Source organism: Micromonospora sp. NPDC003197 (assembly GCF_053590565.1).
The window spans coordinates 29,846-47,415 of sequence record NZ_JBSFTE010000001.1 but is presented as its reverse complement, the minus strand read 5'-3'; the positions used below and the strand labels follow the sequence as shown (position 1 = coordinate 47,415).

Below are 17,570 nucleotides of genomic sequence, written 5' to 3'. Positions count from 1 at the left end.
CGGCTCGGTGCGGTGGTGACCCAACCCAGGTCGTCAGCCCGAGCGAGAGCCGACCAGGGACGCGAAGACGATCAGGTTGTCGGCGTACCCGGTGGTGCCACCGACCCACCGACCGCCACAGGTGATCAGCCGCAGATTTGGGCGGCTGAAGTCCTCGTACACCTCGTCCACCGGGAGTTGGGCCTTGTCGAAGCTCTTGGTCGAGTTGACCTCGAAGATCGCTACCGTGCCGTCCTGGCGCTCGACTTCGACCCGGTCACCGGGACGGAGCCGGACCAGGTTGTGGAAGACCGCCGGCCCGGTCCGGGTGTCGACGTGTCCGACGATCACCGCGGGACCGTACTGTCCCGGGGTGGGCCCCTGGTCGTACCAGCCGGCCTCCTGGGCCCGTTCCGCGCTCGGCGCCGCGATGGTGCCGTCCGCGGCGAGACCGACGGTGTGCACCGGTGCGTCGAGTTGGATCGCCTGACTACGCACGCTGACCGGCTGGCTCGCCGAAAGCACCGGGAACTTACGCGGCGGTGGCCGCAGCCCGGCGGTCAGCCCGCTGGGCAGGACCGGAACACCGGTGATCCGCTCAACGACGAGCCCACTGACGATGAGGACCATCAGCACGACGATCACAGTCACCGGACTGAGCAGTAGCCGCCAACGGCCACCTCGACGGCCGCCCCGTCGGCCTCGGCGAGGTGCTGAGCGCGCAGGCCGTGCCGACTGCGCGGACTGCGCCGACTGCCCGGACTGCTGGGATCGCGCCGGCTGTGCCGCCCGGGGCGGCCGGGCTGGTTCCGCCGTACGGGCGGCCGGCCGAGCCGCGGCCGGCTTCGCCGCCGCGGCCGGCTTCGCCGCCGTGACGCTGGCCACCGCGGCCTGGGCGACGATCCGCCGGAGGGCGCGCAGCGGGTGGTTGCGTCGAGGATTGCCCGACACGCGACGATCCGCCATGGTCCCGAACGGGTCAGGGACCCAGCTCCGGGCGCCGTCGCCGCAGCCCGAAGAGGGCTAGTCCGGCACCGAGGACAACGGCGGCGATACCACCGGCCAGCACGGTGGGACTGAGCCCACCGGCAGAGCCACCAGCCCCGGTCGCCGGGCCCTGACTGGGCTTACTCATGTTCACCACGGTGAGGGTGGTGGTGGCGGTATTGCCGTTCTGGCAGGTGAGGTTCACCCCGTACTGGCCCGGCGGGCGGCTGCTCGGTACGGTCGCCGCTCCGGTGAGGAAGCCGTTGTCCGGTCGTACGATGACCCGGCCGAACGCGTCGGACTGCACGTTGCCCTGGCGGTTGTTACCGTCGTCGCAGTTGGCCCGGATGCTGACCCGTTCGCCGGCCTGGACGGTGTTCGGTGTGACCTCGACGAACGTGTTACCAGCGGCCGCGGCGGCACCCGGTAGGACCAGTGCCCCGGTGAGCGCGACGCCGGCCGCGCCGGTGGCGAAGGCGCGTCCGACGAACCTTGGACCCCGCATGGCTCCCCCTTCCGGCCTGGACCGGTCGTGCGTGCGTGTCCCCATCGGGTCCTGCGTTCCCGCCTGCCAGGGGGCACACACGCCACGGGCAGCATTCTGTTCGTGGTCTTGTGTCCGGTATATCCCTTCGGGCGGTCATTGCCGGGACAACCCGAAGGGAGACGACTCCCTGACTGGTGACGAGGGTGGAGGTCAGCGGTGCTTTACGTGGCGGTGGTTGGCTATCCGTCGAGCGGGGTGACCGGATGCCAGCCGAGCGGAGTGGAGAGCACCATCGTGCTCGACGGCTGGCCATGTCGGGAGAGTCGATCGATGACCTGCTCGAACGCGTCGATCGAGCCGGCCGCCACCTTGAGCATGCTGCACGCGTCCCCGGTGATCCGATGGATTTCCAGGATCTCCGGCCAGTCGACGATCGACGGATCCCGCAGGATGCAGTCCGGGCCGTAACAGGACATCCGGATCAGCGCCACCACGGTACGACCAGCCCGGGCCAGATCGACGTGCGCGTGATAGCCGGTGATCACACCGGACTCCTCCAGTCGCCGTACCCGCTCGGCGACGGCAGGCGGGGACAGGTGGACCCGCCGGGACAGCTCACTGAACGAGAGTCGGGCATCGGCCTGCAACTCGCGCAGCAGTGCCCAGTCCACGTCGTCCACGCCACCACCTTCCGTTCGTTAAGTGGACCTGCGAAATCCGCCCCGGCCGGGAGGGTGGGACGGCCAAACCGCCGTTGAATCGGCATTCCTCGGTCGGCCTCGTCGGCGGGATCATGACGGTACCGGGCACGAGGAGGGAAACACAGGTGGAGACCGCCGATCTGCGGACGTCGACCGGCAACGTCAAGGTTCGTCCCACCACCGCGCGCAAGCGGGCCACCAAGGCAGCGGCCAACGCGGGCGAGCCGACCCTCGAACACGCCGGCCGAGTCCCGTACGACGCGTACGTGCACGCCAGCACGCTGCACAGTCTCCAACGTACGTTGAGCGACGACCCGGGGGAGATGTCCTTCCTCATGGTCAGCCAGATCATGGAGCTCTACTTCGGACTGACCTGCTTCGAGTTGCGGGAAGCGCAACAGCTGCTGCGTGCCGACGACGTGTGGGGAGCGCTGCGTCCGTTGGGCCGGGCCGCGCTGCACCTGGAAGGGCTGAACGCGGCCTGGCGGGGGCTGCGCTGGATGACCCCGGGCGACTTCAACCGGTTCCGGGATCTGCTCGGCGAGGGATCCGGTTTCCAGTCCGCGATGTACCGGCAGCTCGAATTCCTGCTCGGCCTCCGGACTGCGGCCCTGGCCCGACCGTTCCGGCGACAACCGAAGGTGCACGCCACGCTGGTGGCGACCCTGGCGACCCCCAGCCTCTGGGATGACGTGCTGCACCTGCTCGCCCGTCGCGGGTTCGACCTGCCGGACGAGTTGCGGCACCGGGACTTTGCGATCGAGCACCAGCCCTGCCCCGAGGCCGAAGCCGCCTGGATCGAGATCTATGCCGACGACGGGCCGGACAACCAGCTGCGCCTGCTCGGCGAGGCACTGACCGAGGTGGCCGAACAATTCGGGGACTGGCGCTATCGACATCTCCAGGCGGTCCAGCGCACGATGGGCGCTAAGGCCGGCAGCGGCGGTTCCGCCGGTGCCGCCTGGCTGCAACGCAGCATGGCTCGGGTGGTCTTCCCGGAGCTGTGGTCGGCCCGTACGGCCATGTGACGCTGCGGGCGTCCCGGTCGCCGGACCACCCCGTGACGGGACCCACCACCCAGGCGAGTGAAGTGATCGGAGAGCGAGGCGCCAGGATGACCATCCCCGAAGACGAGGCGCGCCGCCGGGACGCCGCCGACCCTGGTCACCGGGACCTGTTCCACATTCCACCCGCCCCGGGTGGCCGGTACGCCGACGCCGCCTATCTGGCCGGCAACTCGCTCGGCCTGCAGCCCCGGGCCACCCGTGGTGATCTGGTCGAGGATCTGGACGCCTGGGCCACGCTGGGCGTGGCGGGGCACCTGGCGGGGGCTCGGCCGTGGTTGCCGTACCACGAGTTGCTGACGGAGCCGGCGGCCCGACTGGTCGGCGCGCTACCCACGGAGACCGTGGTGATGAACTCGCTCACCGTCAACCTGCACCTGCTGATGGTGTCCTTCTACCGGCCGGCGGGGGAGCGGACCCGGATCGTCATCGAGGACAGCGCTTTCCCGTCGGACAGCTACGCGGTCCGCAGCCAGGCCCGGTTCCACGGCCTCGACCCAGACACCACCGTGGTACGGCTGCGGCCCCGGCCCGGCGAGGAGACGCTGCGCACCGCCGACGTGCTCGACCATCTCGACCGGGACGGGCACCGGACCGCGTTGGTGCTGCTCGGCGGGGTCAACTACCGCACTGGCGAGCTGATGGACATCCCGGCGATCACCCGGGCCGGGCGTACGGCCGGCGCGATTGTCGGCTGGGACCTGGCGCACGCCGCCGGCAACGTGCCGTTGGCGCTGCACGACTGGGACGTCGACTTCGCCGCCTGGTGCTCCTACAAATACCTGAACTCCGGGCCCGGTGCCCTGGCCGGCGTGTTCATCCACGAGCGCCACCTGGCCGACCCGGCGATCCAGCGGTTCGAGGGCTGGTGGAGCACCGACCCGGCCACCCGGTTCGAGATGGCCCCGGAGTCCCGGCCGCTGCCCACCGCCGACGCCTGGCAGATCTCCAACCCGCCGATCCTGGCGATGGGGCCGGTGCGTACCTCGCTGGAGATCTTCGACAAGGTCGGGATGATCGCGTTGCGGGAGCGCAGCCAGCGACTCACCGGCTACCTGGCCGGGCTGCTCGACCAGATCACCCCGACCCGGCCGCTGCGGGTGATCACCCCGACCGATCCGGCCCGACGCGGCTGCCAACTGTCCCTTCGGATCGGGGTGAGCGCGAGGAGTGAGCCGGTTTTGCGAGCCCCGCAGTCGCGAGCGGAAGGGATCGGGGTGAGCGCGAGGAGTGAGCCGGTTTTGCGAGCCCCGCAGTCGCGAGCGGAAGGGATCGGGGCGGGCGGGATAGGCCAGGGCAGGGCCGCCGAGCTGTCGAAACGGCTTCGCCACGAGTACGGCGTGATCGCCGACGCCCGGGAGCCGGACATCGTCCGGTTGACTCCGGTACCGCTCTACTCGACGTACCACGACTGCTGGCGGGCGGTTGACGCGTTGGCGCAGCTCGTCGAGGAGACGCAGTCCGTCGAGGAGACGCAGTCCGGCGGGGAGGCCCGATGACCGAGAAGGAGCAGGTCACGATTGTCGGGGCCGGACTGACCGGCAGTCTGCTGGCCTGCTTCCTGGCCCGGCGCGGCTACCGGGTGCACGTCTACGAGCGGCGACCCGATCCGCGCAAAGGTACGCCCGAACGCGGCCGGTCGATCAACCTGGCGCTCTCCGAGCGCGGTCTGGACGCGTTACGTCGGGTCGGGCTGGACACCCAGGTGCTCGCCGACGCGCTACCGATGCGGGGCCGGATGGTCCACCCGGTCGAGGGTGAGTGGGACTTCCAGCCGTACAGCCGGGCCGGAGACCGGGCGATCAACTCGATCAGCCGGGGTGCGTTGAACAACGTCCTGTTGGACGCCGCCGAGGCGCTGCCCGGCGTGGAGATCGACTTCGAGCATCGGCTGGTCGGGCTGGCCCCGGAGACCGGGGACCTGACCTTCGAGACCCCTGAGGGGCCAGCCCGGGTCGACGCCGAGATCATCCTCGGTGCGGACGGTGCCGGCTCCGCCGTACGGGGCCAGTTGCTCGGGCACGGGGTACTGACCGAGAGCCTGGACTTCCTCGACTACGGCTACAAGGAGCTGACCATCCCGCCGATGGGTGGGGACTTCGCATTCGCTCCGGACGCGCTGCACATCTGGCCACGCGGCACCTCGATGATGATCGCGCTGCCCAACCCGGACCGGTCGTTCACCTGCACCCTGTTCTGGCCGACCAGCGGCACGAGCAGCTTCGCCTCGCTGGGTAGCCCAGCCGCGATCGAGCAGCACTTCCGTACCCACTATCCGGACGTGCCGCCGCTCGCACCGAACCTGGTGGACGACTACCTGCACAACCCGGTCGGGCTGCTCGGCACCGTCCGGTGTGCGCCCTGGCAGCACGGTGGTCGGATCGGCCTGCTCGGCGATGCCGCGCACGCCATCGTCCCGTTCTACGGGCAGGGCGCGAACTGCGCCTTCGAGGACGTGGTGGAACTGGACCGGTGTCTGGACGAGACCGCGGACACCTGGGCGATGGCGCTGCCGCTCTTCGACGTACGGCGACGGGACAACGCCGAGGCGATCGCCCAGATGGCCCTGGCCAACTTCGTGGAGATGCGCGACAAGGTGGCCTCGCCGGTGTTCCGGTTCGGCAAGCGGGTCGAGCACGCGCTGGAACGGGCCCTGCCCGGCCGGTACGTCTCCCGCTACGAGCTGGTCTCCTTCTCCACCACCCCGTACGCCGAGGTGCACCGGCAGGTGCGTCGGCAGCATCAGCTGCTCGGTGCGGTCACCGCCGGTGCGGTGGTGCTGCTCGGTGCGCTCGGCGCGGTAGCCGTTCGCCGAACCGGACGTCGTTGAGTTCGGGGAGGTGCGGGTGGCATCGGCGCAGGCACAGGTGGACTGGCCGCCGGGACTGCTAACCGGTCGGCCGGGCGACCGTGGGCCGGGACTGCTGCGCCACTTCGTCGGCGGCGAGTTCGTCGCCGGGCAGCGGACCTTCGCCAAGGTCAGCCCGGTCACCGGGGAACCTCTTTTCGAGGTGGCCGAAGCCGATCGTTCCACGGTGGACGCGGCGGTGGCCGCCGCCCGGGCCGCGCTGCGCGGTCCGTGGGGCCGGATGGACGAGCGGGACCGGGCGGCGGTGCTGCGCCGGGTCGCCGACGAACTGGAACGCCGCTTCGCCGACCTGGTCGTCGCCGAGGTGGCCGACACCGGCAAGTCGATCTCGCAGGCGCGCACCCTGGACGTCCCGCGCGGGGCGGCCAACTTCCGGGCGTTCGCCGAGATCGTGGCCAGTACGCCGACCGAGTCGTACCTCACGGTCACGGCCGGCGGTGGGCGGGCACTCAACTACGCAGTGCGCAAACCGGTCGGTGTGGTCGCGGTGATCGTGCCCTGGAACCTGCCGCTGCTGCTGCTCACCTGGAAGGTCGCCCCGGCCCTGGCCTGCGGTAACGCCGTCGTGGTCAAGCCCTCGGAGGAGACCCCGGCGTCGGCGACGCTGCTGGCCGAGGTGATGGCTGCGGCCGGCGTACCGGACGGGGTGTTCAACCTGGTGCACGGCTTCGGGCCGGACTCGACCGGTGAGTTCCTCACCCGACACCCCGAGGTCGACGCGATCACCTTCACCGGCGAGTCCGCCACCGGTGCGGCGATCATGCGGGCCGCCGCCGACCGGGTGAAGGCGGTCTCCTTCGAGTTGGGCGGCAAGAATGCCGGCCTGGTCTTCGCCGACGCCGACCTGGATGCGGCGGTGACCGGCTCGGTCCGGTCCAGCTTCACCAACGGCGGACAGGTCTGCCTCTGCACCGAGCGGATCTACGTGCAGCGGCCGGTCTTCGCGGAGTTCGCCGAACGACTGGCCGCCCGGGCGACGGATTTGGCCTACGGTTGGCCGGCCGACGAGGCGACGGTGAACATGCCGCTGATCTCGGCGGCCCACCGGGCCAAGGTGCTCGGCCACTACGACCTGGCCCGCGCCGAAGGCGCCACCGTACTCGCCGGTGGCGGGGTGCCGTCCTTCGGCGACGCCCGCGACGGGGGCGCGTACGTCCAGCCGACCGTACTCACCGGGCTGGCCGCGTCCGCCCGGACCAACCGGGAGGAAATCTTCGGCCCGGTCTGCCACGTGGCCCCCTTCGATGATGAGGAAGAGGCGTACGCGCTGGCCAACGACAGCGAATACGGCCTGGCCGCGACGGTGTGGACCCGGGACGTCGGCCGGGCGCACCGGGCCGGGCTGCGGCTGGACACCGGCATCGTCTGGGTCAACACCTGGTTCCTGCGTGACCTGCGCACCCCGTTCGGCGGGATGAAGACCTCCGGCATCGGTCGCGAGGGCGGCCGGCACTCGCTGGACTTCTACTCCGAACTCACCAACGTCTGCCTGGAGTTGTCGTGACCGTGGACATCGAGGCGGCGGCGTGGGTGCTGCGCGACGCGTACGACAGTGGCCAGCCCTGCCCGCCGCTGCGGGGCGAGCTGCTGCCGGAGGGGGACGTCGACACGGCGTACGCGGTGCAGCAGGCCCAGGTGGGCAGCTGGATCGCGGCGGGTCGTCGGCCGATCGGCGCGAAGATCGGCCTGACCTCTCCGGCTGTGCAGGAGAGCTTCGGGGTCCACCAGCCCGACTTCGGGGTGCTCTTCGCCGACCTGGCGGTGCCCGACGGTACGGAGGTCGACCTCGGTCGGCTACTGCAACCGAGGGTGGAGGCCGAGGTTGCCTTCGTGCTCGGTGCCGACCTGCCGTACGAGCAGGTGACCACGGTCGACATCGTCCAGGCGACCGAGTATCTGCTTCCGGCGATCGAAATCGTCGATTCGCGGATCGCCGGCTGGGACATCTCCATCGTGGACACGGTGGCGGACAACGCCTCCACCGGCCTGTTCGTGCTCGGCACCTCGCCCCGCCGGCTCGCCGACGTGGACCTGCGGCTCGCCGGGATGGTGCTCGAACACGCCGGTGAGCCGGTCTCGGTCGGTGCCGGCGCGGCATGCCTGGGCAACCCGCTACACGCGGTCGCCTGGTTGGCCGGCACCCTCGCCCAGGCCGGCAACCCACTGCGGGCCGGCGACGTGGTGCTCTCCGGGGCGCTCGGTCCGATGGTGCCGGTCACCCCCGGCGCGGCGTACGAGGCGCGGATCTCCGGTCTGGGCTCGGTCCGAACCTGCTTCTCCGGAGGTGGCCCGTGACATCCGGGGGTGGGTCGTGACATCTGAGAGTGGGTCGTGACGCCTGAGAGTGGGTCGTGACATCTGGGGGTGGCTCGTGAGGGTCGACGGGAGCGGGGAGCGGGTGGATTCGGCGAAGTTGGCGGAGTTGGCGGCCCGGCTGGACGAGGCAGCCGGGTCCGCCGTCGCGATACCGCAGCTCGCGGTGGCAGCCGGGATCGACGTGGAGAGTGCGTACGCGATCCAGGGTGCCCTGCTCGACCGGCGGCTGGCCCGGGGCGAACGGCTGGTCGGGCTGAAGATGGGGCTGACCAGCCGGGCCAAGATGGCGCAGGTGGGCGTGGACGAGGTGATCTGGGGTCGGCTCACCGACGCGATGCGGGTGCCCGACGGGGGCGCGGTGGACCTACGCACCCACATCCACCCCCGGGTCGAGCCGGAGGTGGCCTTCCTGCTGGACCGGTTGCCCGAGCCAGGCGAGCCGATCGGCGACTTCACCGAGGCGGTCCGGGCCGTCGCACCGGCCCTTGAGCTGATCGACTCCCGGTACGCCAACTTCACCTTCTCGCTGCCCGACGTGGTTGCCGACAACGCCTCGGCGGCTCGGTTCGCCATCGGTGCCTGGCAGCCGGTGCCGGCGGGACTGGAAAACCTGGGGGTGCTGCTGGAGGTCGATGGTCGGGTGGTGCAGACCGGCTCCACCGCCGCGATCCTCGGTGACCCGCGCCGGGCACTCGACGAGGGGATACGACTGGCCGGCCGGCACGGCGTACGGCTGCACTCGGGCTGGGTCTTCCTCGCCGGGGCGGCCACCGCCGCCGTACCGCTGCGGCCCGGGGCGTACATCCGCGCGGTGGTCGAACGGTTGGGCACTGTCTCGCTTCGGGCGGAGGGGCGGTCGTGAACGGGGGCCGGGTGGTCGCTGGGAAGGCTCTGCCACGCGGCCGGTTTCCGCACGTCAAGGTCGCCGGCGGGTTCGCGTTCGTCTCCGGTACGTCCAGCCGCCGGCCGGACAACACGATTGCCGGTGCCGAGGTGGATGCCCTGGGTACCACCTCGCTGGACATTCGGGTGCAGACCCGGGCGGTGCTTGAGAACGTCCGCGACATTCTGCGTGCGGTTGGTGCGGATCTCTGCGACCTGGTGCAGGTCACCACCTACCTGGTCAACATGAACGACTTCGGTGGCTACAACGAGGTGTACGCCGAGTTCTTCGACGAGACGGGTCCGGCCCGGACCACCGTGGCCGTACACCAGCTCCCGCATCCGTATCTGCTGATCGAGATACAGGCGGTCGCCGTACTCCCTTCTGGAACCGCACTTCCCTCAGGAGCCGAACTTCCGTTTGGAGGCAGCCATGAGTGAGATCCCCGAGCCGATCAGCTTCCCAGGCTGGATCGCCGAGAACCAGCACCTGCTCAAACCGCCGGTGGGTAACAAGCAGATGTTCCCCACCGGGGACGACTTCATCGTGATGGTGGTGGGCGGGCCGAACCAACGCACCGACTTCCACGTCGACCCGTACGAGGAGTTCTTCTACCAGGTCAAAGGCAATATGCGTGTCGACCTGATGACCCCGGACGGGCCGCGCAGCGTGCACATCCAGGAGGGGCAGATGTGGATGCTGCCGGCGTTGATGCCGCACTCGCCGCAGCGGCCGGAGGCCGGCTCGATCGGCCTGGTGATCGAGCGGGTACGCCAGGAGGGCACCCTGGAGAAGTTCCAGTGGTACTGCGTGGAGTGCGGTAACCGGGTGCACGAGGTCGAGTTGCAGGTCCGGGACATCGTCGCCGACCTGCCACCGGTCTTCCAGGCGTTCTACGCCGACGAGGCGGCCCGCACCTGTGACCGGTGCGGCGCGCTGCACCCGGGCAAGGGTTGATGTCGCAACCGACGGAGACGTCGAGCTCAGGGGCGAAGCCGTACCCGGTGGTGGACGTGCACACCCACGTCGTACCTCGGGGTTGGCCGGAGTTGTCCACCGCGTGTGGCGGCTCCGGCTGGCCCTGGCTGCGGATCGACTCCGAACGCGAAGCCATGATCATGGTCGGGGAGACCGAGTTCCGCCCGATCGGTGTCCAGTGTTGGGACGCCGACAGCCGGCTGGCCGACATGACGGCCGACGGGGTGGACGTGCAGGTGGTCTCCCCGACCCCGGTTTTCTTCTCCTACGAGCGCCCGGCTGACCAGGCGGTCAAGGTGGCGCGGATCTTCAACGACCTGACGTTGGAGGTCACCGGGCGGGGCGGGGACCGGTTGGTGCCGTTCTGCCAGGTGCCGCTGCAGGATCCGGAGGCGGCCTGCGCCGAGCTGGACCGGTGCCTGACCAACGGGCACGTCGGGGTGGAGATCGGCAACCACGTCGGGGATCGGGACCTGGACGACGAGGGGATCGTGACGTTCCTGCGGCACTGTGCCGAGGTGGGTGCGCCGGTCTTCGTACACCCGTGGGACATGCCCGGGGGTCCTCGGCTGGATCGGTGGATGGCGCGCTGGTTGACCGGTATGCCGGCCGAGACCCACCTGTCGGTCCTGGCGCTCATCCTCGGCGGTGTGTTCGATCGGGTGCCGGAGACGTTGCGACTCTGCTTCGCCCATGGCGGCGGGAGTTTCCCGTTCTGGTTGGGGCGGGCCGACAACGCCTGGCACCGCCGGGGCGACCTGGTACGCGGCCGCTCCGCCCACCCGCCGAGCCACTACGTCGACCGGTTCTGCGTCGACAGCGTGGTCTTCGACCCGGCCGCGCTGCGGCTGCTGGTGGAGACCATTGGGGTCGAGCGGGTGCTGCTCGGTAGCGACTACCCGTATCCGCTCGGCGAGCGGCCGGTCGGGCGGGTGGTGCATGAGGCGGACTTCCTCACCGACGCGCAGCGGGTGCAGCTGCTCTCCGGCAACGCCCTGCGCTTTCTCGGTCGTGACCGGCACCGGGCCAACATCTGATCCGCTCGTGACCGGTATCGCGGGAACCTGGCATCAGGCCAGGAAGGGGACGGTCCTCGCTGCACTACGTCGGGTGGCTGCTGCCCGAGTGCGGGTCCCGTCGTACGGTGTGATCTTCGACGTGTCCCTTCCGGGGCCGGCCAGATGCCGGGCAAGTCGGCCGAGACACCCGTCCATGACGTGCCGACTTGCGGCGATTCGTGCCTGGTTGCGGCCGAAGATGGTGTGGTGGGATCGCTACCCCGGAGGCTGGCAGGCCACGCTCTCCGCTACCGTGAGGTTATCGGAGCCAGGTAGGTCGACACATGATCACTCAGCCTGGCCCGGGTGTTCTGGTCCCTCTTCCGCCTGGGAGCGTTGAGGTTGTCTGTTTCCGAGACGTTGCTGGTCTTCGTCGCCATTCCGGCCGTGGCGGTGCTACTGATCGCCGGGCTGTCGCTCGCCGGTAAGCGTGGTGGCCACGGTTCGAAGCGCTACCGCCCGGGCCGGCCCTACGACTTCACCCCGGTGTGGTTCCTGGCCTCGCCGGAAAAGCTCGCCGACCCCACCGGCACGACCCTGCCTGCCGGTGCGCCGGTCCCCGCGCTGGCCGGCAAGACTGAGATCGCCCGGAAGCGGGGCGGCGCGACAGGAGGCGCAAGTGACCGCTGGTGAGTTGACCGCAGATCTGGGCAGCCGGCCCGAGGTGCTCGACGGCCCGTTTACGACCCGGCAGCTACTGCGCATCGACGAAGCGTTGCGGATGGCCGATCAGGCCACCGGGTTCACCTTCACGATCTACGTCGGTGACCTCGACGAGCCGAGCCGCGAGTCCGCCGAGACGCTGCACGGCCGGCTGATCGACCCCGACCGCTCGGTGTTGATCGCGCTCTCGCCCAACCAGCGGGTGCTTGAGATCGTGACCGGCGCCGAGGTCCGTAAGCGGGTCCCGGACCGGCACGCCAAGCTTGCCGCGCTTTCCATGGCGGCTGCCTTCGGTGCCGGCGACCTGATCGGCGGCATCATCAGCGGCCTGGACCAGCTCGCCACCCACGCCGGCAAGGCCTGAACAGCCTTACGTTACGGGCCCGGTCGCGCCACCGCCGCAGAGGCGGGGAGCGCGAACCGGGCCCGTACTCGTACTCAGGCCGAGGCGTCCTTGGCCCGGGCCTTCAGCGCCCGTACGACACCGTCCCGCCCCTCACCGACCAGCCGGCGCAACGGTGCCGGGTGCCCCGGCTGGGCCAGCCACTCGTCGGTCGCGGTGATCGTCTCCGTGCTGACCTGGTACGCCGGGTAGCCCAGGGTGGTGAACTCCTGCGCCGGCTCGCTGTCCCGGCTCGCCCACACCGACCCGACCGAGGCGAAGTACTTCTCCGCGTACGGGGCGGTCAGCTCCACCTGTGTCGGGTGCTGGAAGCCCTGCAGCAGCGCCCGGCTCCGCCAGTTCGGTAGCACCTCGTCCCCGGTGAGCAGGGCCCAGACCTCGGCCTTGTTCTCTGCCGTGGGCGCCAGCGCCCGGACGTACGCCGCCTCGCGCTCACCGCTGGCGGTCCGGTCGCCGGCCAGCTCCGTCTCGATCTCCGCCACGCCAGCGGCCCCGTTGGCGACCAGCGCCGCCAGCACCGACCAGCGCAGCTCGGTGTCGATGGCCAGCCCGGTCGGCACCTCGGCCCCGTCCAGCCAGCCCCGCAGCGTGGCCAGGTCGGCGTCCGAGCGGGCCGCCGAGGCGAAGGACCGAGCCCAGGCGAGCTGGAGGCCACTGCCCGGCTCGGCGGTCTGCAGCACGCTCCGTGCCGTCCGAGCGAGCTCGGCCCAGCCGGTGGGAGCCCAGGCCGGGTCCGCGTACGACGCCAGCGTGGTGGTCGTCTGCCGCAGCGTCTGGATGATCAGGTTGATGTCGGTCTCGACGGGCAGTCCGGCCAGCGCCAGGGCCACGTAGTCCCGGGTCGCCAGCTCGGCGTCCCGGACCATGTCCCAGGCTGCGGCCCAGCACAAGGCCCGGGCCAGGGACGACTCGAAGGCGCCGATGTGCTGCACCACGGTGGCCAGAGACCGCTCATCCAGCCGCAGCTTGGCGTAGCTCAGGTCGTCGTCGTTGAGCAGCAGAACGTCCGGTGCCCGTACGCCGACCAGCTGCGGCAGCTCGGTGCTCTCGCCGGTGACGTCGACCTCGATCAGCTCCCGGCGCACCAGCCGGCCCTCGGTCAGGTCGTAGAGGCCCACCCCGATCCGGTGGGTACGCAACGTCGGGTAGCCGGTCGGGGCCTCCTGGCGGACCGTGACCCGCTGGTAGGTGCCGTCCGGACCGATGGTGACCTCCGGCCGCAGGGTGTTGACCTGCGCGGTCTCCAGCCACTGGGCGGCGAACTTACGCAGCTCCCGCCCGGAGGCGGTCTCCAGCTCGGAGAGCAGGTCGTCGAAGGTGGCGTTGCCCCAGGCGTACTTGCCGAAGTAGGCGCGTAGCCCGGCCAGGAACGGGTCCAGCCCCACGTACGCCACCAGTTGCTTGATGACGCTGGCGCCCTTGGCGTACGTGATGCCGTCGAAGTTGACCTCGACCGCCTCCAGGTCTGGCATCTCACAGTAGACCGGGTGGGTGGAGGAGAGCTGGTCCTGCCGATAGCCCCAGTTCTTCCGGATGGAGAGGAACGTGGTCCACGCGTCGGTGAACCGGGTGGCGTGCGTGTTGCACCAGTGGCTGGCCCACTCGGCGAACGACTCGTTCAGCCACAGGTCGTTCCACCAGCGCATGGTGACCAGGTCACCGAACCACATGTGGGCCAGTTCGTGCAGGATCGTGTTGGCCCGCTGCTCGTATTCGAAGTCGGTGACCTGCGAACGGAAGATGTAGTGCGACTCGGCGTGCGTCACGCAGCCGAAGTTCTCCATCGCGCCCGCGTTGAAGTCCGGCACCCAGATCTGGTCGTACTTCGGCAGCGGGTAGCGCACCCCGAACTGCTCGTGGAAGAAGTCGAAGCCCTGCGTGGTGATCAGGTTCAGGTCGTCGGCGTCCATGTGCTCGGCCATGCTCGCCCGGCAGTAGTAGCCCAGGTCGATGCCGTCGTGGGAGTAGCGCACCTCGTGGTACGGCCCGGCGCACAGCGCGGTGATGTAGGTGCTCATCCGGGCCGACTCGGCGAAGTGGATCGTCTTGGCTTCCGCCCCGGCCGGTTCCTCCCGCTCGACCGGCGAGTTGGAGATCACCTTCCAGTGCGTCGGTACGGTGGCGTGCCAGGTGTAGACGCTCTTCAGGTCCGGCTGGTCGAAGCAGGCGTAGACCCGCTGCGCGTCGGCCGTCTCGAACTGGCTGTAGAGGTAGGTCTCGCCGTCCACCGGGTCAACGCTGCGGTGCAGGCCCTGGCCGCTGTTGGAGTAGAGGAAGTCGGCGTCGACGACCAGCGTGTTCTCGGGAGCCAGTCCGGTCAGGGTGAGCCCCTTCTCCGCCGACCAGTCGGAAAGGTCCACCGGAGCGCCGTTGAGGGTCGCGGAGCGTACCGAGTCGGCGGCGACCTCGATGAAGGTGGTGGCCCCCGGGGTGGTGCAGCGGAATCGGACCTCGGTTACCGAGCGGAACGTGGGGCTGCCCGCGGCATCACCGGCGACGGAGAGATCCAGATTGATGTCGTACGAGGTGACGTCGAGCAGACGGGCCCGCTCGGTCGCCTCGATCTGGGTCAGGTTGCGCACTCCCGGCACGTGATTTCTCCATCCATGTCCAACCGCTGCCCCCATTGGCAGTCGTAGATCCACCCGCCGTGGTGGTTCGAGACTGAGTCTTCCACGACACCTAATTCTCGGCTGGTGGTCGAGGTCACGGTCTCATTCCGGTACCACCTTGCGGATTGCAGGGTTCATGATCTGTGCAGGGAACGCCAGTGGGGCGTTCCAAACCGGGGAGGAATTCCTGTGACAGAGCGCGCAACCGTGGACATGTTTTTCGATCCCCTTTGTCCGTGGGCCTGGCTCACCTCCCGCTGGCTGCTGGAGGTGGAACAGGTACGCCCGGTGGACGTCCAGTTCCGGGTGATGAGCCTGTCGGTGCTGAACGAGGGTCGGGATCTGCCGGAGCAGTACGTGGCCCTGATGGAGCTCGGCTGGGGGCCGGTGCGGATCTGCATCGCCGCCGAGCAGAAGTATGGCCCGCAGGTGTTGCGGGACCTCTACACCGCGTTCGGCAATCGGATTCACCTCAACAAGGAGGAACTCGGGCCGGATCTGTACGCCGCCGCACTCGCCGACGCCGGTCTCGACCCCGATCTGGCCGAGGCCGCCGGATCGACCGAGTACGACGAGGCGCTGCGGATCAGCCACAACGCCGGTATGAAGCCGGTGGGCACCGACGTCGGTACCCCGGTCATCCACGCTCCGGGTCCGGTCGAGGGGGAGAAGGTGGCGTTCTTCGGCCCGGTCATCACCCCGGCCCCCAAGGGCGAGGCGGCCGGCCGACTCTGGGACGGGGTACTCCTGGTCGCCGGCACGCCCGGCTTCTACGAGCTGAAGCGGTCCCGCACCCAGGACCCGATCTTCGACTGAGCCGCGCTGGCGGTACCGCCCAAAGAGTTCGACTCCCTGGTCAGGCACGGCTCGGGCGCGGGTCGCGCGTGACCAGGGACCGCCGGTTTCGTTGCACGGAATGTCCGCCGCGGCGATCCCCGCGGTCCCGTCCGTCGTATCCGGAGGCTCCCCATGGCCAGACATCGCCACACGTCCGGTCCAGAGTCGCGTGACCAGGTACGGGAGGAGAACGTGGGCGGCGGCTACTGGTCAGTCGACGCTGGCCGATGGGCAAACGTCCGGCCAGGATTCCCCGAGGAGCTGGCCGACCTGCTCGCCCCACCGATCGTCGTCGGAGTCGTACCGGTGCCGGCCATCGTCGCCGGCGTTACCAGCGGATCAGCCCGGCCCGGGCGGGGCCGGCACCGGCGGCCTATGCCGCGCGGCTGACCGAGCGGCCCGATCCCGACGGGATGCCCATGGGGTGCCCATCGGGTGGACACGATCCGGGGTGTCGGTGGTCACCTCACCCCCCGCCGGTAGCGTGAGCGGACATGACGGTCGTGCATCCGATCGCCCGGGCCTGGATCACCACTGGCGGCACCGGCGCGCAAAACTACGACGAGTTCGCCGACGACGCGGAGATCACCGCGATCATCGAGGCCAACCCGCACAGTGCCCTCGCCATCGAGATGCCTCATCGGGCACCGGAGAGCCTCGGGCAGTCGCTGGTCGACGCCCTGCCGGCCGCCGCCACCCGACTCGCCGAGGCCAAGGACGACGGCAGCTACACCCCGGCCGAGCAGGTGGTCGTGCTCTACCGGATCACCTCCCCGGTGGACGAGCCGGCGTACGGGATGTTCGGCATGGTCGACACCGACCAGATCTCCACCAGCGCCGACGAGCCCGGCCTGGTGATCCGTAACGAGGACGTCTTCATCGCCAAGGTCCGGGAGCGGGTCGCCCTGGCCCAGGCTGTGGGACACCTGCTCTCGCCCGTACTGCTGTTGCAGACCGGCACCGGCGACGAGTTGCACGCGGCACTCGCCCGCGCCACCGATGCCGCTGGCGTCCCGGCGGCGACCGACACGGACCAGGCCGGGCGGACCCACGCCATCTGGACCCTCGGGCCGGGCGCGGCACAGGACGAACTGCGGGCGCTGGCCGGCGGTGGCGAACTGGTGGTCGCCGACGGCAACCACCGCAGCCTGGCCGCCCAGATCGGGGAACTGCCGAGGTTTTTGGCCGTGGTGACCACTCCCGCCTCGGTGGCGATCCAGCCCTACAACCGGCTGGTCAGCGAGCTGCCCACCACCCCCGAGGAGCTGGTGGACCGGCTGCGGTCCGCAGGTGCCCAGGTCGAGCCCGTCTCGGGCCCGCCAGCCGTCCCCGCCACCGGCGGCAGCGTCCAGCTGTACGCCGCTGGCCAGACGTACGTGGTCACGCTGCCGACCGGTGGCGGCAGCCGGGTGGAGAACCTGGACCACGCCCTCGTCGAGCGGGTGCTGCTGCGCGACGCGCTCGGTCTCGACCCCGGCGACAAGCGGATCAACTACGTGGGTGGTGACTACCCGGCCCAGTGGCTGGCCGGTGAGGTGGACGCCGGCCGGGCGGAGTTGGCGATCCTGATCGCACCGGTGACCGTGGACGACTTCGTCGCGGTCAACCTGGGCCGGCAGAAGCTGCCGCGCAAGAGCACCTGGTTCACCCCGAAGGCGCGGGGCGGCCTGGTGCTGGCGGAACTCGGAGCGTGAGCGCACGGGGTCGGTCCGGCGGCGCTGAGCCGATCGGGC

The 17,570-nt window shown here is 70.1% G+C and carries 17 protein-coding genes and 1 pseudogene; 14 read left to right on the top strand and 4 right to left on the bottom strand.

The annotated features are described in order from the left end of the window. Positions 1-33: 33 nt before the first annotated feature. The 3 genes from ACWDV4_RS00260 to ACWDV4_RS00250 form a co-directional block, all read right to left on the bottom strand. Entirely contained in the window at positions 34-864 is an 831-nt protein-coding gene (locus tag ACWDV4_RS00260) for a class F sortase (protein WP_449974116.1), read from the bottom strand. A gap of 94 nt (positions 865-958) precedes the next feature. After that, a complete protein-coding gene (locus tag ACWDV4_RS00255) occupies positions 959-1,471 on the bottom strand; it encodes a hypothetical protein (protein ID WP_449973610.1) in 513 nt (170 codons plus the stop codon). A 221-nt stretch (positions 1,472-1,692) separates the two neighbouring features. Continuing rightward, positions 1,693-2,133, bottom strand: a complete 441-nt coding sequence (locus ACWDV4_RS00250) for an Lrp/AsnC family transcriptional regulator (RefSeq protein ID WP_449973609.1) — start codon at positions 2,131-2,133, stop codon at positions 1,693-1,695. 146 nt (positions 2,134-2,279) lie between these two features. Here ACWDV4_RS00250 and ACWDV4_RS00245 point away from each other — a divergent pair, with 146 nt between their 5' ends. The 11 genes and pseudogenes from ACWDV4_RS00245 to ACWDV4_RS00195 all read left to right on the top strand — a co-directional run bounded on the left by ACWDV4_RS00245 (position 2,280) and on the right by ACWDV4_RS00195 (position 12,349). Further along, positions 2,280-3,182, top strand: a complete 903-nt coding sequence (locus tag ACWDV4_RS00245; RefSeq protein WP_449973607.1) for a tryptophan 2,3-dioxygenase — start codon at positions 2,280-2,282, stop codon at positions 3,180-3,182. A gap of 107 nt (positions 3,183-3,289) precedes the next feature. Then, positions 3,290-4,717, top strand: a pseudogene (gene kynU / locus ACWDV4_RS00240) (kynureninase); the annotation flags it as partial. Then, positions 4,714-6,048 (top strand): FAD-dependent oxidoreductase, encoded by a 1,335-nt coding sequence (locus ACWDV4_RS00235; protein WP_449973606.1) that lies wholly within the window; start codon positions 4,714-4,716, stop codon positions 6,046-6,048. The pseudogene kynU and the gene ACWDV4_RS00235, both read left to right, overlap by 4 nt. A 37-nt stretch (positions 6,049-6,085) precedes the next feature. Further along, on the top strand, positions 6,086-7,591 hold the full coding sequence (locus ACWDV4_RS00230) for a 2-hydroxymuconic semialdehyde dehydrogenase (protein ID WP_449974114.1): 1,506 nt from the start codon (positions 6,086-6,088) through the stop codon (positions 7,589-7,591). Further along, positions 7,588-8,382, top strand: coding sequence for a 2-keto-4-pentenoate hydratase (locus ACWDV4_RS00225; RefSeq protein WP_449973604.1), 795 nt, complete (start codon positions 7,588-7,590; stop codon positions 8,380-8,382). The genes ACWDV4_RS00230 and ACWDV4_RS00225 overlap by 4 nt, the downstream gene beginning before the upstream one ends. A gap of 118 nt (positions 8,383-8,500) precedes the next feature. Next, positions 8,501-9,265 (top strand): 2-keto-4-pentenoate hydratase, encoded by a 765-nt coding sequence (locus ACWDV4_RS00220; RefSeq protein WP_449974113.1) that lies wholly within the window; start codon positions 8,501-8,503, stop codon positions 9,263-9,265. Then, positions 9,262-9,726, top strand: a complete 465-nt coding sequence (locus ACWDV4_RS00215; protein WP_449973602.1) for a RidA family protein — start codon at positions 9,262-9,264, stop codon at positions 9,724-9,726. Before ACWDV4_RS00220 ends, ACWDV4_RS00215 begins: the two co-directional genes overlap by 4 nt. After that, complete coding sequence (locus ACWDV4_RS00210; protein ID WP_449973600.1) at positions 9,719-10,243, top strand: 3-hydroxyanthranilate 3,4-dioxygenase; 525 nt, start codon at positions 9,719-9,721, stop codon at positions 10,241-10,243. Before ACWDV4_RS00215 ends, ACWDV4_RS00210 begins: the two co-directional genes overlap by 8 nt. Then, positions 10,243-11,301 carry an amidohydrolase family protein gene (locus ACWDV4_RS00205; RefSeq protein ID WP_449973598.1) on the top strand — a complete coding sequence of 353 codons (1,059 nt, stop codon included), beginning with the start codon at positions 10,243-10,245 and terminating at the stop codon, positions 11,299-11,301. The genes ACWDV4_RS00210 and ACWDV4_RS00205 overlap by 1 nt, the downstream gene beginning before the upstream one ends. Before the next feature lie 363 nt (positions 11,302-11,664). Next, positions 11,665-11,955, top strand: coding sequence for an aa3-type cytochrome oxidase subunit CtaJ (ctaJ, locus tag ACWDV4_RS00200; RefSeq protein WP_449973596.1), 291 nt, complete (start codon positions 11,665-11,667; stop codon positions 11,953-11,955). Then, positions 11,942-12,349 carry a DUF5130 family protein gene (locus ACWDV4_RS00195; protein WP_449973595.1) on the top strand — a complete coding sequence of 136 codons (408 nt, stop codon included), beginning with the start codon at positions 11,942-11,944 and terminating at the stop codon, positions 12,347-12,349. The genes ctaJ and ACWDV4_RS00195 overlap by 14 nt, the downstream gene beginning before the upstream one ends. 74 nt (positions 12,350-12,423) lie before the next feature. On the opposite strand, the gene pepN is transcribed toward ACWDV4_RS00195, so the two are convergent. Beyond that, positions 12,424-14,970 carry an aminopeptidase N gene (pepN, locus tag ACWDV4_RS00190; RefSeq protein WP_449974112.1) on the bottom strand — a complete coding sequence of 849 codons (2,547 nt, stop codon included), beginning with the start codon at positions 14,968-14,970 and terminating at the stop codon, positions 12,424-12,426. Positions 14,971-15,213: 243 nt separating this feature from the next. On the opposite strand from pepN, the gene ACWDV4_RS00185 reads away from it, so the two are divergent. From ACWDV4_RS00185 to ACWDV4_RS00175, 3 genes are all read left to right on the top strand, one after another. Beyond that, the gene (locus ACWDV4_RS00185; protein ID WP_449974111.1) at positions 15,214-15,816 is read left to right on the top strand and encodes a DsbA family protein; all 603 of its coding nucleotides are present in this window, start codon (positions 15,214-15,216) and stop codon (positions 15,814-15,816) included. A gap of 153 nt (positions 15,817-15,969) precedes the next feature. Beyond that, positions 15,970-16,227 carry a hypothetical protein gene (locus ACWDV4_RS00180; RefSeq protein WP_449973594.1) on the top strand — a complete coding sequence of 86 codons (258 nt, stop codon included), beginning with the start codon at positions 15,970-15,972 and terminating at the stop codon, positions 16,225-16,227. A 104-nt stretch (positions 16,228-16,331) separates the two neighbouring features. Continuing rightward, positions 16,332-17,531: a DUF1015 family protein gene (locus ACWDV4_RS00175; protein ID WP_449973593.1), complete on the top strand. Its 1,200-nt coding sequence runs from the start codon at positions 16,332-16,334 to the stop codon at positions 17,529-17,531. The last annotated feature ends 39 nt before the right edge of the window (positions 17,532-17,570 follow it).

Excerpts from the sequence above, each read along its gene's own strand:
- ACWDV4_RS00255 (WP_449973610.1), bottom strand. The coding sequence starts at position 1,471 with ATGCGGGGTCCAAGGTTCGTCGGACGCGCCTTCGCCACCGGCGCGGCC.
- ACWDV4_RS00235 (WP_449973606.1), top strand. The coding sequence starts at position 4,714 with ATGACCGAGAAGGAGCAGGTCACGATTGTCGGGGCCGGACTGACCGGC.
- ACWDV4_RS00210 (WP_449973600.1), top strand. The coding sequence starts at position 9,719 with ATGAGTGAGATCCCCGAGCCGATCAGCTTCCCAGGCTGGATCGCCGAG.
- ACWDV4_RS00205 (WP_449973598.1), top strand. The coding sequence starts at position 10,243 with ATGTCGCAACCGACGGAGACGTCGAGCTCAGGGGCGAAGCCGTACCCG.
- ACWDV4_RS00185 (WP_449974111.1), top strand. The coding sequence starts at position 15,214 with ATGTTTTTCGATCCCCTTTGTCCGTGGGCCTGGCTCACCTCCCGCTGG.
- ACWDV4_RS00180 (WP_449973594.1), top strand. The coding sequence starts at position 15,970 with ATGGCCAGACATCGCCACACGTCCGGTCCAGAGTCGCGTGACCAGGTA.
- ACWDV4_RS00175 (WP_449973593.1), top strand. The coding sequence starts at position 16,332 with ATGACGGTCGTGCATCCGATCGCCCGGGCCTGGATCACCACTGGCGGC.